The 24,842-nt window shown below is 36.5% G+C and carries 21 protein-coding genes, 1 tRNA gene and 1 riboswitch; of the genes, 19 read left to right on the top strand and 3 right to left on the bottom strand.

Features of this window, described 5'->3' with window-relative positions; genetic code table 11:
• The first annotated feature begins 155 nt into the window (after window positions 1-155).
• The 12 genes from ACQV2S_RS04935 (at window position 156) to selA (ending at window position 13,769) form a co-directional block, all read left to right on the top strand.
• A tRNA-Sec gene (locus tag ACQV2S_RS04935) sits at window positions 156-252 on the top strand.
• Window positions 253-402: 150 nt separating this feature from the next.
• Window positions 403-498, top strand: a riboswitch (adenosylcobalamin-variant (AdoCbl-variant) riboswitch).
• Between the two features lie 148 nt (window positions 499-646).
• Entirely contained in the window at window positions 647-880 is a 234-nt protein-coding gene (locus ACQV2S_RS04930) for a glutaredoxin family protein (RefSeq protein WP_428872800.1), read from the top strand.
• Window positions 874-1,242: a class Ib ribonucleoside-diphosphate reductase assembly flavoprotein NrdI gene (gene nrdI / locus ACQV2S_RS04925; protein WP_428872801.1), complete on the top strand. Its 369-nt coding sequence runs from the start codon at window positions 874-876 to the stop codon at window positions 1,240-1,242. The genes ACQV2S_RS04930 and nrdI overlap by 7 nt, the downstream gene beginning before the upstream one ends.
• Window positions 1,235-3,430 (top strand): class 1b ribonucleoside-diphosphate reductase subunit alpha, encoded by a 2,196-nt coding sequence (gene nrdE, locus ACQV2S_RS04920; RefSeq protein WP_428872802.1) that lies wholly within the window; start codon window positions 1,235-1,237, stop codon window positions 3,428-3,430. The genes nrdI and nrdE overlap by 8 nt, the downstream gene beginning before the upstream one ends.
• A gap of 9 nt (window positions 3,431-3,439) precedes the next feature.
• A complete protein-coding gene (gene nrdF, locus ACQV2S_RS04915; protein ID WP_428872803.1) occupies window positions 3,440-4,435 on the top strand; it encodes a class 1b ribonucleoside-diphosphate reductase subunit beta in 996 nt (331 codons plus the stop codon).
• 18 nt (window positions 4,436-4,453) lie between these two features.
• Window positions 4,454-6,619, top strand: coding sequence for an anaerobic ribonucleoside-triphosphate reductase (gene nrdD, locus ACQV2S_RS04910; protein WP_428874627.1), 2,166 nt, complete (start codon window positions 4,454-4,456; stop codon window positions 6,617-6,619).
• Window positions 6,619-7,191 (top strand): anaerobic ribonucleoside-triphosphate reductase activating protein, encoded by a 573-nt coding sequence (gene nrdG / locus ACQV2S_RS04905; protein WP_428873008.1) that lies wholly within the window; start codon window positions 6,619-6,621, stop codon window positions 7,189-7,191. Before nrdD ends, nrdG begins: the two co-directional genes overlap by 1 nt.
• Window positions 7,192-8,400: 1,209 nt before the next feature.
• Window positions 8,401-8,907 (top strand): hypothetical protein, encoded by a 507-nt coding sequence (locus ACQV2S_RS04900; protein ID WP_428872807.1) that lies wholly within the window; start codon window positions 8,401-8,403, stop codon window positions 8,905-8,907.
• Window positions 8,908-9,105: 198 nt separating this feature from the next.
• Window positions 9,106-10,083: a selenide, water dikinase SelD gene (gene selD / locus ACQV2S_RS04895; RefSeq protein ID WP_428873009.1), complete on the top strand. Its 978-nt coding sequence runs from the start codon at window positions 9,106-9,108 to the stop codon at window positions 10,081-10,083.
• 22 nt (window positions 10,084-10,105) lie between these two features.
• Window positions 10,106-10,444: a sulfurtransferase-like selenium metabolism protein YedF gene (gene yedF, locus ACQV2S_RS04890; RefSeq protein ID WP_428872808.1), complete on the top strand. Its 339-nt coding sequence runs from the start codon at window positions 10,106-10,108 to the stop codon at window positions 10,442-10,444.
• 26 nt (window positions 10,445-10,470) lie between these two features.
• Complete coding sequence (gene selB / locus ACQV2S_RS04885; RefSeq protein WP_428872809.1) at window positions 10,471-12,384, top strand: selenocysteine-specific translation elongation factor; 1,914 nt, start codon at window positions 10,471-10,473, stop codon at window positions 12,382-12,384.
• Complete coding sequence (gene selA, locus ACQV2S_RS04880; RefSeq protein ID WP_428872810.1) at window positions 12,384-13,769, top strand: L-seryl-tRNA(Sec) selenium transferase; 1,386 nt, start codon at window positions 12,384-12,386, stop codon at window positions 13,767-13,769. The genes selB and selA overlap by 1 nt, the downstream gene beginning before the upstream one ends.
• Before the next feature lie 204 nt (window positions 13,770-13,973).
• Here selA and ACQV2S_RS04875 read toward each other — a convergent pair whose 3' ends face one another.
• Window positions 13,974-15,218: a glycosyltransferase family 4 protein gene (locus ACQV2S_RS04875; protein WP_428872811.1), complete on the bottom strand. Its 1,245-nt coding sequence runs from the start codon at window positions 15,216-15,218 to the stop codon at window positions 13,974-13,976.
• A 263-nt stretch (window positions 15,219-15,481) separates the two neighbouring features.
• On the opposite strand from ACQV2S_RS04875, the gene grdA reads away from it, so the two are divergent.
• From grdA to grdD, 3 genes are all read left to right on the top strand, one after another.
• A complete protein-coding gene (gene grdA, locus ACQV2S_RS04870) occupies window positions 15,482-15,955 on the top strand; it encodes a glycine/sarcosine/betaine reductase complex selenoprotein A (protein ID WP_258435592.1) in 474 nt (157 codons plus the stop codon).
• A gap of 148 nt (window positions 15,956-16,103) precedes the next feature.
• Complete coding sequence (grdC, locus tag ACQV2S_RS04865) at window positions 16,104-17,651, top strand: glycine/sarcosine/betaine reductase complex component C subunit beta (protein ID WP_428875758.1); 1,548 nt, start codon at window positions 16,104-16,106, stop codon at window positions 17,649-17,651.
• 15 nt (window positions 17,652-17,666) lie between these two features.
• Window positions 17,667-18,821, top strand: a complete 1,155-nt coding sequence (grdD, locus tag ACQV2S_RS04860; RefSeq protein ID WP_428874629.1) for a glycine/sarcosine/betaine reductase complex component C subunit alpha — start codon at window positions 17,667-17,669, stop codon at window positions 18,819-18,821.
• A gap of 684 nt (window positions 18,822-19,505) precedes the next feature.
• Here grdD and ACQV2S_RS04855 read toward each other — a convergent pair.
• Entirely contained in the window at window positions 19,506-20,036 is a 531-nt protein-coding gene (locus ACQV2S_RS04855; protein WP_428881684.1) for a hypothetical protein, read from the bottom strand.
• Between the two features lie 106 nt (window positions 20,037-20,142).
• Window positions 20,143-20,370 carry a DUF3343 domain-containing protein gene (locus ACQV2S_RS04850; protein WP_428872815.1) on the bottom strand — a complete coding sequence of 76 codons (228 nt, stop codon included), beginning with the start codon at window positions 20,368-20,370 and terminating at the stop codon, window positions 20,143-20,145.
• Window positions 20,371-20,574: 204 nt separating this feature from the next.
• Here ACQV2S_RS04850 and ACQV2S_RS04845 point away from each other — a divergent pair, with 204 nt between their 5' ends.
• The 4 genes from ACQV2S_RS04845 (at window position 20,575) to grdB (ending at window position 24,438) form a co-directional block, all read left to right on the top strand.
• Window positions 20,575-21,090, top strand: a complete 516-nt coding sequence (locus ACQV2S_RS04845; RefSeq protein ID WP_428885098.1) for an SGNH/GDSL hydrolase family protein — start codon at window positions 20,575-20,577, stop codon at window positions 21,088-21,090.
• Between the two features lie 301 nt (window positions 21,091-21,391).
• Window positions 21,392-21,790 carry a GrdX family protein gene (locus ACQV2S_RS04840; protein ID WP_428872818.1) on the top strand — a complete coding sequence of 133 codons (399 nt, stop codon included), beginning with the start codon at window positions 21,392-21,394 and terminating at the stop codon, window positions 21,788-21,790.
• A gap of 36 nt (window positions 21,791-21,826) precedes the next feature.
• Window positions 21,827-23,113, top strand: a complete 1,287-nt coding sequence (locus tag ACQV2S_RS04835) for a glycine/sarcosine/betaine reductase component B subunit (protein ID WP_428872819.1) — start codon at window positions 21,827-21,829, stop codon at window positions 23,111-23,113.
• A gap of 23 nt (window positions 23,114-23,136) precedes the next feature.
• On the top strand, window positions 23,137-24,438 hold the full coding sequence (gene grdB / locus ACQV2S_RS04830; protein WP_428874630.1) for a glycine reductase complex selenoprotein B: 1,302 nt from the start codon (window positions 23,137-23,139) through the stop codon (window positions 24,436-24,438).
• Window positions 24,439-24,842 lie beyond the last annotated feature (404 nt).

Here is a 24,842-nt window from a genome sequence, read left to right as displayed (position 1 = left end):
TATCTCGGGTCTTATTTTAAAGGTTATAGCAAAAATGGACTTATGATACAGCCCCCTTTTGCTTAAAGAATGTTTCTTAATAGACTCATAAAAGCACTTGCGTTTTCCTTTAAATATTGTTAATATTATAAGAGTCTTCTTTAAAGATTTTAATTGGGAGCGGATGGGTTCTGGTGTGCCCTCTGGTCTTCAAAACCAGTATGAGGCGTTAAGAGCGTCTTGGGTGAGTTCGATTCTCACACGTTCCCGCCAGGAAACTAAACTAGCCTAGTTAATCACAGTTTAATTGTGATTAACTAGGCTATTATTTTTGCTTTTAATTGATTTGTATTATTTCGATAATTGCTCTTGTCTAACCCAACATCTTGTGTTAATCTAACTTTAAGACACAATATATAGACAAAATGTAAATAATTCTGGGGAAGCAGGTTAGAATCCTACACAGTCCCTATGCTACTGTATTTGAGCTCGCTCATAAGTCAGATCGCCAGGTTATTTATTACACTTATCACTTCTCAGGGTTTAGTGATCTTTGGAAATATTCTTTAGTAGTGAGTATAGGTACACCTATGCTTTGCTTTCTTTTGATTTTACCATCGGCTTTCCTGGGAAGGGAAAGCCGTTTTTTGTCGAGGAGGAGCATTTTATGGAAAAAATCACATTATATAGTAAAACGGGTTGCGGACAGTGCGTTTTCTTAAAAAGATATTTAGATAGCAAAGGTCTTAACTATTTAGAAAAAAATGTCGAAGACGAAAGTTACTTAGAAGAAGTAAGAGAACTCAATTGTCAGAGTTTGCCAGTTGTTCTCATCGGGCAATCAGCTCCTGTTGTTGGTTTCCAACCGGATGTAATTGAGAGGCTACTCAGTCAATGTTAGCGATTGTCTTTATTAGCTTAACAGGTCAAACCCGTCGTTTTGTTGAAAAACTATCAGCTGATTACCAATTAGAATTGGACGATCTTACATGTGACATGATAGTCAATCAGCCCTATTTATTGATTGTTCCCACTTATCAAGAAGTGGTAAGAGACTTAGTGGATGATTTTTTTGAAAATGAAGTTAATCGACAAAATTGTCGCGGAGTAGTAGGTGGTGGTAATTTGAATTTCGCCCAATTATTTTGTTTTACTGCTAAAGACATTAGTCGTGACTATCAAATTCCTTTAATTCATAAGTTTGAATTCCAAGGAAACGAGTCAGATGTTTCATATATTAAGGAGGTAATGCTGAATGACTGAGAGACAATCATTAAAGAAAAAAAGCTATTTCCAATGGAATAATCAATTGAATATACCGGAAGATGGAGCTATTCCTCTTTATAAAGATCAAAAGGCATTGGAAGCTTATTACCAAGAAGAAATTGAAGCCAATAGTCCAAAGTTTGCGTCTTTAGAGGATCGCTTAAATTATTTATTGGAGAATGATTACTTAGAAGAAGACCTCATCAATAAATATTTAGAAGCTGATGTAAATGATAAAGATCCTTATGCTTTTATCAAGAAACTATATGACTTCTTACAAGCTAAGAATTTTAACTTTAAATCTTTTATGGCTGCTTACAAATTTTTCAATCAATATGCTTTAAAATCAAATGATGGTCGTCAATATCTGGAAGGGTTCATAGATCGAGTGGCTATGAATGCCTTGTATTTAGCAGATGGAGACCGACAATTGGCTATGGCTATTGCTGAAGAATTAATTTCGCAACGCTATCAACCCGCTACACCTACTTTCTTAAATGCAGGTAAAAAGCGTCGAGGTGAAATGGTGTCATGCTTCTTGTTAGATGTTGATGATTCCATGCTGTCGATTGGTCGAGCCATTAACTCAGCTTTGCAACTTTCAAGAAAAGGAGGCGGAGTTGGCGTTAATTTGTCTAATATTCGAGCAGCGGGCGACCCTATTAAAGCGATTGAAAATGCTTCTTCAGGTGTCGTTCCTGTCATGAAATTGTTAGAAGACTCGTTTTCTTATTCCAATCAGTTAGGGCAGAGGAATGGGGCAGGTGTAGTTTACCTAAATGTTTTCCATCCAGATATCTTAGCTTTCTTATCGTGTAAAAAAGAAAATGCCGATGAAAAAATCCGTGTCAAAACTCTCTCTCTAGGAATTGTAGTGCCTGATAAATTTTATGAGTTGGTAAAAAACAATCAACCAATGTATCTTTTTAGCCCTTATGACATCGAAAAAGAGTACGGTCTCCCTTTTTCATACTTTGATATAAGTGAGAATTATCAAGCTTTAGTAGATAATCCAAGAATCCGTAAAAAGAAAATTCAAGCGCGTGAGTTAGAAACAGAAATTTCTAAATTACAGCAAGAATCCGGCTATCCCTACATCATTAATATCGATACAGTTAATCGAGCGAATCCAGTCCATGGAAAAATCATTATGTCCAACCTCTGTTCAGAGATTTTTCAAGTTCAAGAACCTTCACTCTTAAACGATGATTTATCTTATCAAAGATTAGGTAGCGATATTTCCTGTAACTTAGCTTCCACTAACATGGAAAAAATGTTGACCAGTCCTGATTTTGGTAAGTCAGTAGAAGTGGCTGTGCGAGCTTTAACCACCGTTTCTGATAAAACTAAAATTGCCGAAGTGCCAACGGTTCAAAATGGTAATGATCTTTATCATACTATTGGCTTAGGAGCGATGGGCTTTCACACTCTCTTAGCAAAAAATAAAATCACTTATGGGTCTAAAGCATCTATCGAAATTATTGAAGCGTATTTTATGGCTCTCAACTACTATAGCTTGCTTGCATCTAATAAATTAGCAAAAGAAAAAGGGCAGACATTCCACAAGTTTGAGCAATCAAAATATGCAGACGGGTCTTATTTTGCTCCTTATATTGAGGAAGCTTTTAAATTTGAAGAAATGGCAGCGGCTGAACTTTTCAAAGCTGTAAAATTACCCACTCCTAAAGATTGGCAAGATCTAGCAGCTAAGGTTAAAGTAGATGGTCTTTATCATCGTAATCGTTTAGCTGTTGCACCGAATGGGTCAATCTCTTACCTTAATGAAACTTCTGCTTCCTTACACCCGATTACTCATCGAATGGAATTAAGGCAAGAACAGAAAAATGGGGCCATTTATTATCCAGCTCCAGGACTTTCAAATGAAACGCTGCCCTATTATCAAACAGCTTACGAGATGGATCAAAGAAAAATTATAGATGTTTATGCCGCCGCTCAAAAGCATATTGACCAGGGAATGTCTTTGACTTTATTTATGCTATCAGAGATTCCAGCAGGTCTTTATGAGTGGAAAAAAGCAGGGCTTAATCAAATGACTACACGTGATTTGAATATTTTACGTCACTATGCCTTCTCTAAAGGGATTAAGTCACTTTACTATGTCCGAACACATAGTCTGGATGGTGAGATTGTTGGAGCTAATCAATGTGAGTCATGTATGATTTAGGAGGAAATTATGACCAATTATTTACATTATCAAGCTATTGATTGGAATCGTATTGAAGACATAGTAGATAAAATGACTTGGGAAAAATTAACTTCTCAGTTCTGGCTAGATACGCGTATTCCAGTTTCAAACGATTTGAAAGATTGGCGTTCACTGACTGAGGTTGAAAAAGATGTGGTCAATAAAGCTTTTGTGGGATTGACTCTTTTAGATACTTTGCAATCAGAAGAAGGCGCAAATGTCATGCGAAATGATATTCGCTCCCCTCACGAAGAGGCAGTGCTGAATAATATTTTATTTATGGAATCAGTCCATGCCAAATCTTATTCGACTATTTTTATTTCTTTAAACGATTCAGCTACCATTGATGAAATCTTCGAGTGGGGGAATAATCATCCCTCCTTGCAGTACAAGGCTAAAGTAATTGAAGATGTTTATCTTTTACCTTCTGGAAAAGAGAGTAAAGAACAAATAATTAACGGCCTCAAGAAAAAAATAGCCAGTGTTTTTCTAGAATCCTTTCTCTTTTATAGTGGTTTTTATACCCCTTTGTACTATTTAGGAAATAATAAACTAGCCAATGTGGCTGAAATTATCAAGCTAATTATTCGTGATGAGTCGGTTCATGGAACCTATCTAGGCTACAAATTTCAATTAGGTTATCAAGAATTAAGTGATCAAGAACAAGCTCAACTTAAAGAATGGGCCTATAATTTAGTGTTTGATCTCTATATGAATGAAACCCAATATACTCAGGAGGTATATACAGAGATTGGTTGGGTAGAAGAAGTAGATTGCTTTGTTAAATATAATGCCAATAAGGCATTACAAAATCTAGGCTTTGAAGCAGTATTTGATGGAGCGAGTGCGCAAGATATTAATCCAATAGTCTATAACGGTCTGTCGACAGAAACAACTAATCATGATTTTTTCTCTCAAGTAGGTTCCGGTTATTTAATGGGCCGAGTAGAAGCAATGGAGGACGAAGATTACCAGTATTTATAAAGGAGTGACGATAAGACAATGGTTCAAACTGCAACATTAAAACAAGAACAATCGAGTAAAGTTAGAATTAAAATAAATAAAAGAGACGGCAGTATTGAAAAGTTTATTAGGGGGAAACTAAAAGCCTCACTAAAAAAAGCGTTAGATACCAAAGACCATGTTTTAATTGAAGGTATATGTAATGAAATAGAAAGACAAGTTGTTCACTTGATGAACAGTTCTGACATCAAGCAATCGGTTATTGAGCAATTAAACAAGCGAGGATTGGAAACAGCCGCAAATAAATATGTCGCTTTTGCTGAAACTAAATTAGCAGACTATCAATCGCAGATGCGGTTACAGGACCGTATGGATCAACTGATTAAACGCGATCCGACTTTAGTCAATGAAAATGCCAATAAGGATAGTCGTGTTTTTAACACCTTGAGAGACCTTACCTGTGGGGTTACGGCCAAAGCCATTGGCTTGAATATGCTGCCCGAGCAAGTAGCTAATGGACATTTGAAGGGGAACATACATTTTCATGATCTAGATTATTCGCCCTATAGTCCAATGACTAATTGCTGCTTGATTGATATTGAGACTATGCTGAAGCACGGTTTTCATATAGGGAATGCAGAAGTGGAAAGTCCGCGATCTATCAATACAGCTACAGCACAAATTGCTCAAATTATTGCCAATGTTTCTTCTTGTCAATACGGGGGATGCTCGATTGATCGAATTGATGAGGTGCTGGCTCCTTATGCGGATTTAAATTTTAAGAAGAATCTTAGCTTAGCTAAAGAATTGACGGATGATCCTCAACAGGCTGAGAATTTTGCTAAGAATAAAACGCAAAAAGATATATATGATGCCATGCAGAGTTTGGAGTATGAAATCAATACACTTTATTCATCAAATGGTCAAACACCATTTACTACACTTGGATTTGGTTTAGGAACATCTTGGTATGCACGCGAAATTCAAAAAGCTATATTGAAAATTCGTTTGAATGGTTTAGGTAAAGAACACCGTACAGCTATTTTTCCTAAATTAGTTTTCAGCTTACGCAAGGGAACTAATCTTTTAATGAAAGATCCCAATTATGACATTAAACAATTAGCCCTCAAGTGCGCTTGTAATCGGATGTATCCAGATGTTCTAATGTATGATAAGATCAAGGAACTAACTGGAAGCTTTAAAGTGCCAATGGGATGCCGATCATTTCTTCAAGGTTGGCAAGATGAAAAAGGAAAAGAAGTAAATAGTGGACGAATGAATTTAGGGGTAGTCACCTTAAATCTTCCCCGTATCGCTATGGAGTCGGATCATTCCTTCGATAATTTTTGGGAATTGTTGCATGATCGCCTGGAAGTTGTCGGTCGAGCTCTTGTGTATCGAGCAGAGCGAGTCAAACAAGCTAAGACGGAGAATGCTCCAATTCTATACCGTGAAGGAGCTTTTGGTCATTATCTGAAAGCTGATGAGAATGTTGACCAATTATTTAAAAATAAGCGCGCCACCATATCTTTAGGTTATATTGGTCTGTATGAGATTACGGCTTATTTCTTTGGTTCTAATTGGGAGCAGAATGACGCGGCTAAAACTTTTTCATTGAAAGTAATCCAAGAACTTAAAAAGAAGGCCGATCAATTAGCTCAGCAATACGATTATCATTTCTCTGTTTATTCGACTCCGAGTGAGTCCTTGACGGATCGCTTCTGCCGTTTAGATCGAGCTAAATTTGGTGCTATTAAGGATTTGACAGACAAGGATTATTACACTAATTCTTTTCATTATGATGTGCGTAAAAGTCCAAATCCTTTTGAAAAAATTGATTTCGAAAAGGACTATGCTCCATATACTTCAGGAGGTTTTATTCATTATTGTGAATATCCCAATTTACGTCAAAATCCTAAGGCCTTAGAAGCAGTTTGGGATTATGCCTATGACAAAATTGGGTATTTAGGGACCAACACCCCTATCGATCATTGCTATGAATGTGGCTTCCAAGGAGAATTTAATCCTACAGAAAAAGGTTTTGCTTGTCCGCAATGTGACAATCGTAATCCTGAAACTTGTGATGTAGTGAAGAGAACCTGTGGTTACCTCGGTAATCCGAATATAAGACCGATGGTCAAAGGACGTCATAAGGAGATTCAATCCCGTCAAAAACATTTAACCGAAAGAATGTGTGACCAGTGATTGAAAATTTCAAAAATCCTAAACCAAAAGAATGGCTAGCCCAAGATTATTGTTTAGGAAAGATAGCAGACTATAAACCTTTTAATTTTGTGGATGGGGAAGGAGTACGTAATAGTCTTTATGTCAGCGGCTGCCTCTTTAATTGTAAGGGTTGTTTTAATCGTCGGGTCCAAAACTTCAATTATGGTGTGCCTTATACTAAAGAACTTGAAAATCAGATTATTGAAGATTTAGCCCATGATTATGTTCAAGGTTTAACCTTATTGGGTGGCGAACCCTTTCTTTCTACACCAATTCTAATTCCCTTAGTCAAAAAAGTGCGATCTATTTATGGAGACCGTAAAGACATTTGGTCTTGGTCGGGTTATTATTGGGAAGAGCTATTAAAAGATTCCTCTGATAAACTAGAACTCTTGTCATTAGTGGATGTGCTTGTCGACGGTCGCTTTGATAATGACAAAAAAGACCTCAGTTTGCAATTTAGAGGAAGTAGTAATCAAAGGATTATTGATGTTCAACAATCTTTACGGCAAGGGCAAGTGTCCTTATGGCACCAAGGTTCTTATCATTAAAAATTGTTATTATAATTTATTAAACAATTAAGAGGCTGGACCAAAAGCCTTAAAAACAGTGGCGAATCATCAAATATGAGATTCGCCACTGTTTTTGTGGTTTAAAGAATAAAAATAGTGACCAGCAAGCATTAAAGGGGTGGGAAGTTCGTAAATAATGAACTGATTGGGTGAGTTTTATAGCCATTAAGAAGAGACCCAGGTTATTTATTGTCTTTTTTCTCCTCCAAGCTGTTCGCATACTAGAATTACACCCTTCTTGCGATCGAATACTCTCTCAACAACAATCTTAGGTTGAGCATAAGCGCAAGGAATACTTATCAGCACCGGCGCATACAGCTTTGTGCCGTCAAGAAATAAAACTTTAACTTGGAAGAGATGATTGTCTTTTAAAGCGAAAGAACAAACTGATTAAAGACGCTTCACGATCCTTAGGAAGACCAAAGTCTAAATTAAGTAGAAGATTGTACTCAGTCAGCTTCTCATTTTCATACATAACAGAAGCTTTTTAAGAGTTAAAGATCGTCAGAACAAGTAATTGATCTCAATGATAAAGGGTGGCTTACCAGTAGGTATTTTTGGAATGGGTGAACCATTAATTTATGCAATAAGATGACCTTTAGGATGACCATTTATTCTAACGTGTATCGGTGGTGAAGGTGCAGTAATTGGCGCACTGGCTAATACTGGTGAGACAGCCATCGGGTCAAGTAGTGGGACTTTAATACCATTAAGTGCAGATGTTCATTCTTTACCAGCCGTTTTAGCCGCAATAAAAAGCATCAAAAACTTTACTACAAGCTAAATCGACGACTGTTTCACCTAATTGAGGTTTAGCTTTCTCATGAGGATTGGCGAAACCTAACCTTATATTTGATTCCTCCGGTGCAAAAGCTATATTTTCAACAGATTATCCAATAGTCCGTCTTAATTTATTATTATCTAGCTGTGTTTTTATTTTTCTATAACAATCTCATGATAAAAGTCAGCGGCTGACTTTTTGATACGATTAGCAAGCATTTTTAGTAGGTGCTTATTTGATATCGGACTAGCTCCTTTTAAATAAAGTCTTTTTTATTATAAATCTAAATAAATAAAAAATCACATCTTTTGTTTATAAGTGAAAAGATGAGGCCAACCCCTTTGCAAAATGTAAAATTTGTGATATTGTGAACCTATACACATAACTAACTATATGGAGGTTTAATTATGAACGCAATTTTAGGTAAATTTGTTGAAGATGGATTATTTAACGAGAAAGTAGCAAACGCAATTGAAGAGGCTTTTGCAGAAAAATCTTCAGTAATTATTGCTGGACACCGCTCAACTGGATCTCGCCCTTTGATGGCTAACATCATGCAATTAGCTAAGAAAACGCATGATTCTGTTCAAGTTCGTAAAGCTGAAGACTTAGAAAAAGAAGGCGACTACTATTTAATCTTTGGAGCGCCAGCTGATCAAGTTGAAGATTTAGTTGCAGCAGCATTGAAAAAAGGTAAAGCAATCGTTACATTAAAAGAACCTGAAACACCAATCTCTATCATGAAGGTTATGAAATCAGTTCTCAAAGAAACTGAAGGCTTTGATCATAAAGCTTTACAAGTTTCACTTCGTAAAGATGGTGTAGGAGCAGACGCAACACCTTTCACTGACCGTGTAGACTTATACTATGTTAATGAAAAAGGTCGTGTTAAATCTGAAAAAGTTGAGTTCTAATCAAAATTTTAACTTAGCAGCACAAGTCAGACTTGTGCTGCTTTTATTATGAAAACTAATAAATCCAAGTTTTTGATTACTGAAAACAATAATTAAAAAGGCTATAATAGGACTATCATAAAAGGAAGTGGGGAGATATAAATGATAGATAAAGAAAAAATGAATGAATTAGAAATATGTGGTGGATGAAACGCTAAAATTGGACCAGGCAGTTTGTCTGAAATTTTAGAAGGATTACCCAAGCAATTTGATGGTAATTTACTAGTAGGTTATGATTCTAGTGATGATGCAGCAGTTTACCAAGTTTCACCGGATGTTGCAGTTATTCAAACAACTGATTTCTTCCCTTCAATGGTCAAAGATCCATATGTTTTTGGTCAAATATCAGCAACCAATGCTTTATCGGATGTTTATTCAATGGGAGGAAAAGTGATTACGGCACTCAACATAGTAGCTTATCCTGATGACAGTCAACCGCTCGAAAATTTAGCTGAAATTCTACGTGGGGGAGCTGAAAAAGTCTTAGAAGCTGGAGGAGTTCTAGCGGGAGGACATACGATTCGTCAATCCACACCGCTATATGGTTTAGCAGTAGCAGGAGTTGTGCATCCTGATAAAATAATTACCAACAATGGTGCAAAAGCTGGCGATGCTATCATTGCGACTAAAAAATTGGGAGTAGGCATTGTAACCACTGCACATAACAAAGGATTAATTGATGAAAAGGCTTTTGATGAAGCAATTGAATTAATGACAACTTTGAATAAGTATGCAGCTGAAGTCATGTTGGATTATCAAGCTACCGCATGTACAGATATAACTGGCTTTGGCATTTTAGGTCATTTGATGGAGATGTGTGATGAGCAGTTGACGGCAGAAATATTTGCCGATAAAATACCAATTATTGAAGGTGCCTACCAAGCAGCTAAAGAACATTTAACCACTGGTGGTGCCAAACGTAACCGCGCTCATTATGCTAAGAATATTGATTTTCAAATTGAGGATTCAACCATGGAGGAAGTGCTATTTGATCCACAGACCTCAGGAGGCTTATTAATAACAGTTCCTGAAGATCAGCTAGAAGCAATTTTAGTGGCTTATAAAGAAAAATCCATTCAAGCCGCTCATATTGGTTATATGGTTGAAAAAAAAGACAAGGCAATTGTGGTAAAATAAGTGAAGTTTAGGAGGAAATAATTTGACTGATTACATTGTAGTTATTGCAAGTGACAAACTAGGAGAAGGTAATAATGATCTAGGTCGTACACTAATTAAATCGTTTATTAGTGTATTAGCTCAAGAAGAAGAACTACCAAAAGAAATTTTATTATACAATGGTGGAGTAACCTTAGCAGCAGAAGGTGCTGACACCGTCGAAGATTTACAAACGCTCCTTGACAAAGGGGTTGCAGTTAAAGCTTGTGGGACTTGTGTTTCGTTCTACGAATTAAAAGACAAGCTTGCGGTCGGTGAAGAAACCAATATGCGCTATATTCTTGAACAATTAAGATCTTATGACCGAGTTGTAAGACCCTAGTTAGTTGATAAGAAAGGAATTACTTAATGAAAAATGTCGTTTTAGGAACGGCAGGCCATATTGATCATGGAAAGACCACGCTCATCAAAGCCTTAACAGGTATCGAAACAGATACTTCTAAGGAAGAGAAGCAGCGTGGCCTTTCTATCAATTTAGGCTTTGCTTATATTGATTTAAATAATGGGGAACGAGTTGGTATAGTAGATGTTCCCGGACACGAAAAGTTCATCAAAAACATGTTAGCAGGTGCGGCCGGTATTGATCTAGTAATGCTAGTGATTGATGTGAACGAAGGCATAATGCCGCAAACTAAAGAACATGTTTCTGTCCTTAACTTGTTAGGTATTAAAGATTTCATCATTGTCTTAACAAAGGTAGCGGATGCAGATGAAGAGCTTAAACTACTAGTTTACGAAGATATTCGTGAACAATTTGAAGGAACGCCATTGGAAGACGCACCTATCGTTGAAACGGACGCTATTTCAGGCATTGGTATTGAAAAAGTAAAGGCCTTACTGGCTGAAAAGGTTGAGAAGATTCAACGGGATAATGAATCCTTACCGGCACGCTTAAATGTTGATCGCGCTTTTTCTGTTAAAGGATTTGGGACTGTCGTAACAGGCACTCTAATTGATGGTTCTATTCGAGTAGGTGACGATTTAACGATTTATCCATCTGGCATACCAACTCGGATCCGTACAATTCAAATTCACGAACAAGATCAAGAAGAGGCGCATGCTGGCAATCGGACCGCTATCAACTTAACCAAGGTCGACCTTGATCAAATTGGTCGTGGCGATGTCCTAAGTGCAGCGCCTTTAGAGTCTTCATATATGTTGGACACCAAGGTGCAATGTCTTAAAGATGCCAGCCAACCGATGGAACTTTGGGATAGAGTACATGTGCATATTGGAACGCGTGAAGTTATTGGTAGACTTGTCCCCTTAGGCGTTGAAAAAGTTCAACCGGGACAGACAGCTTTTATGCAAATACGTTTAGAAGAACAAATTGCTGTAAAGAAAGGCGATCGTTTTATTTTAAGAAATTATTCACCTGTAATTACAATCGGAGGGGGCGAGGTTCTCGATCCTACCCCTAAGAAACATAAACGTTACAATCAAGATGTCATTGAGTCATTAGAAGTACTAGAATCAGGCACTATGTCAGATGTGTTATTGGATTTCTTATCCCATCGTTCTGCCGGCTTTACATCCATTAAAGAAATGGCTGACTATCTGAATGAAGAAATGCGTACAATTGAAGGATATGTGAAAGAGATGGTCGAAGCCGGCGACTTAATGAAATTTGGCCAGTTCTATATGGCCCGAGTTTCATTTGATGCCATTCAAAAAGAAATGGAAGAAACATTATCAGAATTTCACCAGGTGAATAATATGATTGCTGGTATGTCCTTAGAAGAATTCCGTTCACGCTTTAATAAAATTGCACCTAAGGAGCTGAATGCAATCATTCAAACCATAGTTGGTCAGGGCCACTTTGTAATTGAGGGCGATTTAATTCGCTTAGTTGACCACTCGATTGCTATTACGCCAGCTCAAGCGAAAGCAAGAAAAGCTATTGAAGCAAAATTAGCTGAAACCCCTTTCGCACCGCCACTTTTTGAAGAAGTGGTTGGTAAAGATAAAAACATGCGAGAAGTTTATAGGTTGATGCGTAAACAAAATGAATTTTACCGTTTGGATAAGCAAACTGAGATTCACGTTTCTTACTATAATGAGGCGCTCAAAAGGTTGAGAGATTTCCTTAAAGAACATGATACAATTGCCTTGGCAGATTTTAGAAACCTTTTAGGAACCAGTCGTAAATACACTCTCTTACTGTTAGAGGATTTCGATAAGCGTGGGATAACCATAAGAAATGAGGATGTACGTGTAATGAACCCTAAATATCTGCAAAAGATTGAGGAGGCTTTCATTTGATGAAACATTTATTATCATCACTACCAAAAGTTGATAGAGTTCTACAAGATGAACGTATTAGAAAATGGACCGAAAAATTAGATCCAGCTTATGTTAAAGAAAGTATTCAAAAACAAATTGACTTTATCAGGCAAGGTGTCTTAAGTGGGGAGATTACTGAGGCTAGTTCATTAGAGTTTGAAAGTGTGATAAAACACATTGAAGAAGCTTTAGCTAAAAGACTGAATCCCTCTCTTAAACCAGTAATTAATGCCACCGGAACAGTTTTACATACCAATTTAGGACGGGCGCCTTTATCTCAAACAGTTATTGATGCTCTTGTTGATTTAGGGCCCAATTACTCTAACTTAGAGTATGATTTAGAAGAGGGCAGACGTGGCTCTAGATACACTCACTTAAAAGATGTATTGAAACAAATAACAGGTGCAGAGGATGCGTTAGTAGTTAATAATAATGCTGCAGCAGTACTTTTAATGCTTTCAGCCCTAACAGAAGCTAAAGAAGTGGTTATATCTCGTGGTGAGTTGGTTGAAATTGGCGGCTCATTTAGGATACCTGATGTGATAACCCGTGGAGGAGCCCTGCTCCATGAAGTAGGATCTACTAACAAAACACACCTTAGTGATTATAAAGCTGCTATCAATGAAGAGACCGGAGCTTTGTTAAGAGTCCATACATCCAATTATCATTTAGTTGGCTTTACTGAAAAAGTGGATGATCAAGAACTAGTAGACTTGGCTCATGAACACAGTCTTCTTGCATTAAACGATTTAGGTTCAGGCCTATTTATGGATATGCAAACATTTGGTCTGCCTTATGAACCAACGGTTCAAGAAGCCATTCAAGCGGGATACGATGTAGTAACTTTCTCTGGCGATAAGTTACTAGGTGGGCCGCAAGCAGGGGTTATAGTTGGTAAAAAAGAATTGTTAGATAAGATGCGTGCCCACCCATTAACTCGTGCCTTACGAACTGACAAGCTAACGCTTGCAGCCTTGGAAGTGACCATGCGACAATATTTAAATCCAGAACTGGCCTTTAGCAAAATACCAGTCTTACAAATGATTAGCCAAGATCGTGAACAATTACTTAAAAAGGCTCAAAAATTCCAACAAGCCATTGGGGAATTAGCCGGTTCTTGGCAAGTAGATTTGATAGAAGGACAATCGCAAGTAGGGGGAGGATCATACCCTGGATCAACACTATCAACCATCTTGGTTCAAGTCGACCACCGAAAGTTGTCGGCAAGTCAAATTGAATCTTACCTAAGGAGTCAAGATAAGCCAGTTATAGCACGTGTTCAGCAAAATCATGTACAATTTGATGTTCGCACACTTTCTTTAGCAGACATGGAGCAAATCATTAGTTATTTAAAACAATTGTAAATAAAAGAATAAGGTTTAAGATTGAAGACCAAGAGGCGACAACATAAATTACGCCAACACCCAGTAAAAATCCGTCCCCGCTGTGGTAACAGTGTTAGGGACGGATTTTTGTCATGTATAATAAAAAGAAAACGGGTGATTTCCATGACGTCAGTCAATGCAGACAGTAAACATTTGAAGGGTTTTTGCCTGCAGTCTTAAAGTTTATGCTTTATCTTTTTCTTTAAATAAGAAGTTTATGCAATGATATTGTTTATCTATTAAACGTTCCCATGAGTATTGCATTATTAAATCATATATATGAGGATCGATGGCTTGTTGCGACTGTAATCGATTTATTTGTAAAATAATAGATTGACTTAAGTTTGCAATAAATTCTGGGATATCTTCTTGATGTGCTTTATCTTGGTCAACAATGCGTGGAAGCGGAACATATTCAATCCATTGAGATTGGTTAATCTCATCAGCTAAGAAATTCTTTAAAGGGGCTAATTCAGAAACTACTGTACGCAAACCACAAGCCATGGCTTCTAAACAAATAGTTGCTAAACCTTCATAATATGATGGCAGAATAAAAATATCAGATTTTTTCATCCAACTGGCTAATTCTAATTGAGGAAGTGCTGAAAGAAAGTGAATATCTTCTATTCCATAAGAAGAGACAATTGTTTTTAATTCTTTAATTTCACTAGGATCGCCGTTACCAATTAGTAACAGTTGGCTTTGAGGAAAAGATTTTTTGACTTTTTCAAAAGCTAGAACTAATTCAAAGACACCCTTAGAACGAGTGATTTTACCAGCATAGATTAAATTTATTGAAGACTGCTTAGACTTTCGTGAACCTTCTAGATTAAAAATGGCAGAATTAAAACCATTGCCGGTAACTATAATTTTTTCAGCATCAATTTGAAACTCCTCGATTAAATTGTCACGATCATCTTGAGTTAAAGAGAAAATCAAAGCCAGCCGGTTCATATTACCCAAATAGCGTGTTTTTAAATGAGGGTGGCGTCTAGCTTGCCGAATATCCGTCCCATGACTGATACCAATCACTGGAATTTCAGGAAAAGTATCTAGCACCAAAGAAGTTAAGTACCAAAGATGATGGGTTAAGATAATATCCGGTTGAAATTCTTCTTTTGCTTGCATTAATCTTTTAATAAAAGCTTGTTGCCATTGTTCAGTCTGCTGATCTGTTAATTGAGAATAAATAGAATTTTGATAAGGCATCACATCTGACATACCGACAATTGAGAAGGGGAGTTCATTGGATTGGAAATGAACAGGGTAACAATTATCTGTTTGCAATAATTCTTTAAAAGGGGGTTGAGTGGCGTAGATAATGCCATTATCTATGCCTTTATCTTTTAAGCCCGTGATTAAATTTTGAAAATAAATGCCAGAACCTGTTTGAGCAGGTAGCTGGGCTAAAACATGTAAGACCTTCATGGAAAAACCTCCTAAATCTGTCATTATTATAGCTTAAAATTGATACACATGCTTATTAAAAAATTATTTATTATAAATTTAAATAAATGCTTAAAGCTTGCTGTTAAAGTGTTTTTGGAGGGTGGATTTAGTGAATAATGAATAAAACGTAATCGTTTATAAATTGGTTTGACAAATATGAAAGCTAGGGTTATACTACAGTCATAGTAGTGATATATTGTTGTTGCGAACATTTTATTTCGAATATCTTAGGAGGTAACATTATGTCAATGGATAATAAAAAATTATTGATCATTGGAGACCGTGACGGTATTCCAGGACAAGCAATCGAAGCTAGTTTAGAAGGTAAACCAGTTGAGATTTTAATGTCATCAACAGAGTGCTTCGTTTGAACGGCTGCAGGAGCCATGGATTTGGAAAACCAACGTCGTATTAAAGAAGCTGCTGAAAAACACGGTGCAGAAAATCTTGTTGTAATCTTAGGTGGGGCTGAAGCAGAATCTGCTGGTCTAGCAGCTGAAACAGTTACCAACGGAGACCCAACTTATGCGGGTGCTTTAACAAACACACCTCTAGGTTTAGCTGTATACCATGCAACTGAACCAGAGTTCAAAGAATACGCTGATCCAGACATTTACGATGAACAAATCGGTATGATGGAAATGGTATTAGATGTTGATTCAATCGCTGAAGAAATGAAATCAATTCGCGATCAATTTTCTAAATATTCAGTATAATTTTTAAAAATTATATCTAAAAGGAGGGCCAGTAAAAGCAGTTTGCTTATGCTGGCTTTTTTATTCAGAGAGTTCTAAAGACTTGCTTTTTTAACAGATATGTGAAATAATATACAATATAAACTAACCATAAAAAAGGAGAATGCAAATGACTCTTCCAGTATTGAAAGGTGCAGCTTATACTCTAGCACATACACCTAATATGTTAATTCATAATGGTACGACTCAAACCACTGAGCGCATCACCACTCCAGATTCTGAATATCTTAAGAATCTAGATAAACATTTACGTAGTTACGAAGAGGTTCTAACAGACCCTAATAACCAAACGTATATTAATAATATGCATTATTCTGAATTGAAAAAAATTGAAGAACCACGTTTCAAAACTAAAGCTGAAGGTGGACGTTACTCAAAACGTGGCGAAATTATGCCAGAGATTGAATTTTACGGACTACTTTCAATCGTAGACGTATTTGACTTAGTATATCTTGAAGAAGGATTTGCTGCTAAGGTAAAAGAAGTTATGGCAGAAAATGAAATCTTTAAAGATGATGTGGACAAGATTAAAAACACCGAATCGGCTGAATGGTTACAAAAACATATCGATGAGTATGAAGCTGAGGGACTATATTATGAAGGTGAATTAGTCGGCGTGGTTTCACGTGCCCACGATATTGACCCTAACTTAAATGCTCATATCATGCTAGAAAACTTAGTTAACAAAGCTTCAGGTGTTTTATCTTTACGCCACTTATTACGAGATACTGAAGATATCAATGCTGAAGACATTGAATATGTGATTGAGGCATCAGAAGAAGCAATCGGTGACATGAACCAGCGTGGTGGGGGTAACATGGCTAAAGCTATTGCAGAGCTTTGCGGTCTAAAAAATGCTTCAGGATCTGACTTACGTGCTTTCTGTGGGGCACCAACACATGCCTTGATCAGTGCAGCTTCATTAGTAAGAGCTGGAACATATAAAGCAGTAGCGGTTGTTGCCGGAGGTTCTACTGCTAAATTAGGTATGAATGGTAAATCTCATTATGAAAAAGATATGCCATTATTAGAGGATTCAGTAGCTGGTGTGGCCTACTTAATTTCTCAAAACGATGGAAAGAGCCCAGTGATCCGTACAGATGTTACTGGACGTCATACTGTTTCATCTGGTTCTTCACCTCAAGCGGTTATGACTGCTTTGGTAGGAGATCCTTTAGATAAAGCAGGCTTAACTATTCCAGATGTTGACATTTTCTCAGTTGAAATGCAAAACCCAGATATTACTAAATCTGCTGGTGCTGGAGATGTGCCAACTGCTAACCTTAAGATGATTGGTGCGGTAGGAGTATTACGTAAAGAATTAGAACGTGCTGATTTAGCTAACTTTGTTGCAGAAAAAGGAATTCCTGGTTGGGCACCAACTCAAGGTCATATTCCTTCAGGAGCTCCTTACCTAGGATTCGCTTATGACGATATGACAAGTGATTCAGGTATTAATCGGGCAATGATCGTTGGTAAGGGTTCATTATTCTTAGGACGTATGACTAACTTATTTGACGGGGTATCAATAATTATTGAACGTAACTCAGGAGAAGTTGAAACAGCTGTTGACGGCGACTTGAAAGAAGTTGTTAAAGCAGAAGTTGCTAAGGCATTACGCCAATTTGCTGAAAACTTTTCATCAGAAGAAGAATAGAGGTGAGCAATACGCATGTCTAACCAAGTGAATCAAGCAATTAAAGATGTTATAAACGAATTAGCTCATACGTTAGAGAGCGGTCAAGTTGGACCATCTATTAAGATTGGTCTAACCATCAATGGCTCTGAACTAGGGTTTGATGTTATGCGTGAAGCAGCTGCTCTGGCAAAATCAGAAGGTCTATTTGAAGTCGTTCTGATTGGTGAAAAATTAGACTGGACTGAAGAATACGAACATTATGAAGCTAATGATGAATCAGCGGTTGAAGAAACGCTTGAAAAATTATTAAATGATGGAACTATTCATGGGGCAGTAACACTTCACCATACATTCCCGATTGGTGTATCAACTGTAGGCCGTGTAATTTCACCTGCTTTAGGGCGTGAAATGTTCATTGCTACAACTACTGGTACTACAGCTACTGTCCGTACAGAAGCAATGGTCTTAAACGCTATTAATGGTATCGCAGTGGCTAAAGCCAAAGGAATTCAAAATCCAACAGTTGGAATTGTGAACGTTGACGGAGCTAATACTGTTGAACGTGCTTTAAGACAATTACAAGAAAAAGGATATGATATTACATTTGGCGAGTCTGCTCGTTCAGATGGTGGCGTAGTTTTACGTGGTAATGACTTGTTATTGGGTTCTGCAGACGTAATGGTTTGTGATTCTTTAACAGGTAATATCTTAATGAAACTATTCGGATCATACACTTCAGGTGGTACTTACGAAACAACTGGATTCGGATATGGTCCAGGTGTTGGAGATGGATACGACCATATTATTAATATCGTATCACGTGCTTCAGGAGCACCTGTTATTGCCAATGCATTAAAATATGCTTTCCAAATGGCTAAAGGTAAATTAACGACTGTAGCTAAGCAAGAATATGAATCTGCTAAAAAAGCAGGTCTTAAGGATGTTCGTGAAGGACTTCAACCTAAGGCTACTGTAGCTGAGGAAGAAATTAAAGCACCAGCTAAAGAAGTAGTTACAGCTCAAATTAACGGAATTGATGTATTAGACCTTGAAGATGCTGTTAAAGCATTATGGAAAGAAGGTATTTACGCTGAATCAGGGATGGGATGTTCAGGTCCTATCGTAATGATTAGTGGCGCAAATGCTAAGAAAGCCAATGAAATTGTTAAAGAAAAAGGTTATATGTAAACACTTTACATAAGTAATTAAAACGGGACTGAGCAAAAAGTCCTAAAAGCAGTGGCGAATCATTAAACATGAGATTCGCCACTGCTTTTGTCGTTTAATGAATAAGAATAGTGAATAACAAGCCCAAAATGTCGGGAAGTTTGTAAATAATGGGGTGATTGTGTGAGATTCATAGTCATTGTAAGGAGACTCCGGTCATTTATTATCCCTTTTCTCCCTTGAGCTTTATTCTTCGCACAATAAAATTGCGACCAAATACTATCTCAGCATCAAACTAGGATTGAGCGTAAATGTTAGGAATGCTAATCAGCATCGGCTTCTAGCTTCGTGCCATCAGTAAATAAACTTTATCTTGGAAGAGATGGTGGTCATTTAAGACGAAAGTACCGACTGATTAATGGCGCTTCCTGATCCATAGGAATATCAAAGTTTAAATGAAGTAGAATAATATATTTAGCTACGGTTTAATTTTTATCCATAAAAGCCCCTTTTTATCGGCATCCTAGCTGTTAATTACTATTATGTATAGTATGCAAGAATTATTATTTTAATCAAAACAGCAAAAATCAGCGAGCCTAAGCACTCTGGCTCGCTGATTTTTATGTAGTATTGAGGACTTTTAGCCCAGTCTCCCAGACTGAAGCCAGGGTCTCGATTAAGTTATCCTCAAATGAGGTTTAAGCTTTATTCGAGTAATTCTTTAAGTTTTTCTTCTAAATAGTCCTTAAGCTTTTTACCTTCTATGAGTACCGTTTCGAAATCTGTGAAATCAATACCAAGTTTGAAGAAATTAATTGTCAGTGTATCACCATCAATTTGATCCACGATGTCGTATGCAGGAACAAAATTAATTTTTATTTCTTCATACTTTGTGTCTCCTGAAAAAGTTTCTTTCATTTCATCGACATTTAAAGTTTTAACAGTAGGGAGGGTGAGTTCGACATTTCCAGGATCATCAGCAAAGAATTTGTTGGATTGATAGAATTCTAATTCTTTTTTAGTTGCTTCATTGACTGGTTCATAGTTAATAACGGCCGATAAAACTTTTCTTACTGAGTTTGAATCGAATCCCTCAGTATAGATAACTTCCATTTCTGGACGATTAGCTATATCTAAAAAGTAAGAATCGGTTAATTTTTCACGACGAGCAGCTGTTTGCCAAAAGAAGTCCATTAATTCGATGGTTTCAAAATTAATTTTAATCGTTTTTAACATGTTCATTCTCCTTAATTAACAATTTACACCCATAATTATAACAGATATAAGAACTGAATAAATAGCTGATACTAGAAAATAGATATACTTTGTAAAAAATCTGAAGCTATAAGATTTCTACTTGTTTCAAATTTATATTATTTTTTTCAGCAACCGTTAGTAACACTTCCTTTAAATGAGGTTCAGATCTCCAAGACATTCCACAACCTGCTGAAAGTTCTCGAGGAATCATAACCAGACGACCTTTAATATTAGCGGCTTTAAATTGTGCTTCAGCAGCTATGGCATCAGTTGTAGAATCAAATGTTAAATACAAATATTTATTTTTAGTCATATTAAACCTTCTTTCTAAAACAATAAGATAGCTTAGTGTTTCTAACTGATATTAATTATAATGGATAATTATTTATAATTCTAACAATTTAAGTTAAATAATACTAATAAACCCACAAACATGTGATCTTGTTCACAAAATTATAATGATGTTATAATAAGATTATATGAATCGGTAACTTAGGAAATTCAAAATGGAGGAAATATGAAAAAGCTTATATTTTTAGGACATTCTATTCTCTCATTTTATAAGAAAGAAAGTATGGGAGAATGGAAGATTATTAACGTATCTAAACAAGGTATTATTGCTAAAGAGGGCCTGCAGATGGCTAAAAAAATTGCTAATGAATTAGGTGAAAGTGATGCAGTTCTTATTATGTTTGGAATTAATGAACTTTATTATCAAATGAAAAAAGAGTCTATTATTACCTATTTGACACAATTATTAGTTTTTATTAGTGAATTGAACCCTAAAATAAGAATAGTCCTTTCTGAAATTATTCAAACCGATGAAACCGAAAGGCTAAAACCAGAAAAAATCACTTGGGTAAATCAAGAACTTAGAAAACTATCAAAAAGATTTCAAATAAAATTATTAACATGGGAACGAGTTTATGACTCAAACGGTAAGATTTCGGATAGATATACTATTGATGGTATCCACTTAACGAAAGAAGGCTATGCAATTTTTGAAGATAACTTACTCCAATTGTTAAATTAGAGTCTAAATCACTCACATTTTACAAGTTATCTATTCCAATATATTGTTCACTAATCTAATAAAACTTTTTTTAAACTTGTTAGAGTTTTAGGTGATTTTTATATTGATTTTATAAACAGAACACATTTGGAAAATATACTTTATTGGGGAATTTTGTTGTAAATTTTTTTTGTTTTTGTTATAATGTTCACAAGAACTAAGGAGAGTGCGGCCAAGTTTTGGCTTTGTTCTTAACATTTAGAAAAGTCCGATGTAATCGTTCTTAGTTAAATGGCAAGCACTGGCGTCTAGAGGTGAAACCATGAAAATCATATCGAATAATCCAAAAGTGAATGAAACTATCGACCAATGTCCAATCATTTTTATTGATGGGGACTATGGTGATGTTCTTTATGAGACTAAAAAGCTCGTTATTAATGAACATTATGTGTTGTTGACTCATCCACTGAGTGGTTCAATCAAACCGAACGAAACTTTCTACAAATCAATAATTATCACTACTACTAAACAATCACAAATCGATCTAGAAAGTCTCGAGATAATTGAACAAGCCATCGCAGTTTATGAAAAATTCATCAAGGACCGAGCAACTCCAAATTGGCTAGATTCAGTCTTGGAGGATTTTGCCACGATCGATTTAGATTTAATGGAGAGTACCCTTCAGCGTATTCATTTTTCACCAGAATTACGCTTTAACTAACTCCTGAATTTAGAAAATAACAATAGAGGTGATTGAATGAAACTTGAATTAGGTAAAATTCAAATTAACGATGTAAAACTTGCAGATTCATCTAAAGTAGAAGGCAATGTTTTATACATCAATGAAGAAGAAATTAAAAATATCGTTTTAGAAGACGATCATATTGCTAATGTTTCAATCGAAATTGCAAAACCTGGTGAGTCAGTACGTATTACACCTATTAAAGATGTTATTGAGCCACGTGGTAAAGTAGATTCAACATCAGAAGTTTTCCCAGGTGTAGTCAGCAAAGTTGATCGCGTTGGGGAAGGCCGTACTCATGTATTAAAAGGTTGTGCGGTCGCTACAGTTGGTAAAATTGTAGGATTTCAAGAAGGTATTGTTGATATGCAAGGGCCTGGTGCTGAATTAACACCATTCTCCCAATTAATCAACATCTGTTTAGTGGTTGAGCCAGCTGAAGGTGTAAAAACATACGCTTATGAGCAAGCAGTTCGTGAAGCTGGATTGAAGGTTGCTAAGCATTTAGGAACATTAGCTGCAGCAACAGAAGCAGACGAAGTGGTAACTTATGAAACAAAACCACTATTGGAACAAATTTCAGAATATCCTGATCTTCCAAAAGTTGGTTATGTATACATGTTACAAACTCAAGGGTTATTACATGATACTTATGTTTATGGAACTGATGCTAAGCATATTGTTCCTTCAATTTTATATCCTACAGAAGTAATGGATGGAGCAGTTATTTCTGGTAACTGTGTGTCTGCATGTGATAAGAATACTACTTACCACCACTTAAACAATCCGATCATTGAGGATCTTTATGAGCGTCATGGTAAAGATATCAACTTTATGGGAGTTATCATCACAAACGAAGCTGTATATTTAAATGATAAGAAACGTTCATCTGATTGGACATCTAAATTATGTTCATTCCTAGGTTTAGATGGTGTAATTGTTTCTCAAGAAGGATTCGGTAACCCTGATACTGACTTGATCATGAATACTAAGAAGATTGAAGCTGAAGGCGTTAAAACAGTAATTGTTACTGATGAGTACGCTGGACGCGATGGAGCTTCTCAAGGATTAGCAGACGCTGATAAATCTGCAAACGCAGTTGTAACAGGTGGAAATGCCAATGAAGTAGTTGTTTTACCTCCAATGGATAAAGTTATCGGAACATTAGATTATGTTGATACAATTGCCGGCGGATTTGACGGAAGCTTACGTGAAAATGGCGAAATTGAAGTTGAAATTCAAGCAATTACTGGTGCTACAAACGAATTAGGCTTCAACAAACGCACAGCTCGTGGCGTATAATTATTAAATAAGGAGGTAAAACCATGACAAAAAAACGTGTAGTTCATTACATTAATCAATTCTACGCTGGTATCGGTGGAGAAGAAAAAGCTGATACAAAACCATTCAAACAAGATGGTGTTGTAGGACCAGGTGTTGGAATCAATGGTGCAATTGCTGAAAATGGAGAAATCGTTGGAACTGTGGTATGTGGTGACTCATACTTTAATGAAAATACAGATGCTATTAATGAAGTAATCGAAATGATTAAGTCATTTGAACCAGATTTAGTAATCACTGGACCTGCATTTAACGCTGGACGATACGGTGTAGCTGCTGGAGCTGTTGCAACTGCAGTTATGCAAGAATTGAATGTACCAGCTGTTGCCGGTATGTATGAAGAGAACCCTGGTGTTGACATGTATAAGAAAGTTCCTTACATTGTTAAGACTGGTAACTCTGCTGCAACAATGCGTAAAGCAATTCCTGCAATTGCAAATGTTGTTAACAAAATCTTGACAGACCAAGAATTAGACCCAATTACTGACGAATACTTTGAGCGTCACCGTAAAAACTTCTTTACAGAAGATCGCGGTTCTAAACGTGCAGTGGATATGTTAGTTAAGAAATTAGCTGGTGAAGAATTCACTACTGAATTCCCAATGCCTGATTTTGATAATGTAGAACCAGGAAAAGCAATTAAAGACTTAACCAAAGCTAAAATTGCGATTGTTACTTCAGGTGGTATTGTTCCATTTGGTAACCCTGACCATATTGAATCCTCTTCAGCTTCTAAATATGGTCGTTATGACATCTCTGGTGTTGAAGACCTTAAAGAAGGCGAATATGAAACAGCTCACGGTGGTTATGACCCAGTTTATGCTAACCAAGATTCAGATCGTGTTATTCCAGTGGATGTTTTACGTGAAAAAGAACGTAATGGAGAAATTGGCGAATTACATAACTATTTCTATACTACTGTAGGTAATGGTACTTCAGTTGCATCATCAAAAGCATTTGCTTCTGAAATTGCTAAGGACTTAGTAGACCATAATGTAGATGCAGTTATTCTAACCTCCACTTGAGGTACTTGTACTCGTTGCGGAGCAACAATGGTAAAAGAAATCGAAAAAACAGGTTTACCTGTAGTACATATGGCAACTGTAACACCTATCTCATTAACAGTAGGTGCTAACCGTATCGTTCCTGCAATTGCTATTCCTCACCCACTAGGTAATCCTTCATTATCAATGGAAGAAGAATACAAATTACGCACTCACTTAGTAGACAAAGCTTTGAAAGCTTTAACTACCGAAGTTACAGAACAAACTGTTTTTGAAGACTAATTAATCTTCATTATAAAGGGGCTAGGATAAAAGGTCTTCTCAGTCGCCTCAAAACTTACAGCGAGCCTAGATTGGAAAGTAACTTTCTAATCTAGGCTCGCTGCTTTGTGTATTTACGTAGATTATAGAACCGAAAAAGTCCGATTAACGATTGTATCGTTGACCGGACTTTCTTTAAGGCTTTTGTCCCAACCCGTTTTTGAAACAATAGGAGTTATGAGGATTTTAATAGATGCTTGTCCTGTGAAGGCTGAAGCCATTCAAATAGCTCAGCTTATAAGATTAAGGTCTTTGTTATAACGACAATAGATTATTTTTCAAATAGAATATTTGTTTTTGATTTGGTAGAGACCATCTATATTGAAGCAGTTGCAGATACGATTAATTTTTTTCCCAATGCTAAA

It is taken from the genome of Facklamia sp. P13064 (genome assembly GCF_050409425.1).
In the GTDB taxonomy this organism is placed as follows: domain Bacteria; phylum Bacillota; class Bacilli; order Lactobacillales; family Aerococcaceae; genus Facklamia.
This window is presented reverse-complemented; position numbering and strand designations above follow the sequence as displayed.

Coding starts and splice junctions, on each gene's coding strand:
- grdC (WP_428875758.1), top strand. CDS start 16,104: ATGACTCTTCCAGTATTGAAAGGTGCAGCTTATACTCTAGCACATACA.
- ACQV2S_RS04840 (WP_428872818.1), top strand. CDS start 21,392: ATGAAAATCATATCGAATAATCCAAAAGTGAATGAAACTATCGACCAA.
- nrdF (WP_428872803.1), top strand. CDS start 3,440: ATGACCAATTATTTACATTATCAAGCTATTGATTGGAATCGTATTGAA.
- ACQV2S_RS04845 (WP_428885098.1), top strand. CDS start 20,575: ATGAAAAAGCTTATATTTTTAGGACATTCTATTCTCTCATTTTATAAG.
- selA (WP_428872810.1), top strand. CDS start 12,384: ATGAAACATTTATTATCATCACTACCAAAAGTTGATAGAGTTCTACAA.
- nrdI (WP_428872801.1), top strand. CDS start 874: ATGTTAGCGATTGTCTTTATTAGCTTAACAGGTCAAACCCGTCGTTTT.
- grdD (WP_428874629.1), top strand. CDS start 17,667: ATGTCTAACCAAGTGAATCAAGCAATTAAAGATGTTATAAACGAATTA.
- ACQV2S_RS04875 (WP_428872811.1), bottom strand. CDS start 15,218: ATGAAGGTCTTACATGTTTTAGCCCAGCTACCTGCTCAAACAGGTTCT.
- ACQV2S_RS04930 (WP_428872800.1), top strand. CDS start 647: ATGGAAAAAATCACATTATATAGTAAAACGGGTTGCGGACAGTGCGTT.
- selB (WP_428872809.1), top strand. CDS start 10,471: ATGAAAAATGTCGTTTTAGGAACGGCAGGCCATATTGATCATGGAAAG.
- ACQV2S_RS04850 (WP_428872815.1), bottom strand. CDS start 20,370: ATGACTAAAAATAAATATTTGTATTTAACATTTGATTCTACAACTGAT.
- ACQV2S_RS04835 (WP_428872819.1), top strand. CDS start 21,827: ATGAAACTTGAATTAGGTAAAATTCAAATTAACGATGTAAAACTTGCA.
- ACQV2S_RS04900 (WP_428872807.1), top strand. CDS start 8,401: ATGAACGCAATTTTAGGTAAATTTGTTGAAGATGGATTATTTAACGAG.
- nrdE (WP_428872802.1), top strand. CDS start 1,235: ATGACTGAGAGACAATCATTAAAGAAAAAAAGCTATTTCCAATGGAAT.
- nrdD (WP_428874627.1), top strand. CDS start 4,454: ATGGTTCAAACTGCAACATTAAAACAAGAACAATCGAGTAAAGTTAGA.
- ACQV2S_RS04855 (WP_428881684.1), bottom strand. CDS start 20,036: ATGTTAAAAACGATTAAAATTAATTTTGAAACCATCGAATTAATGGAC.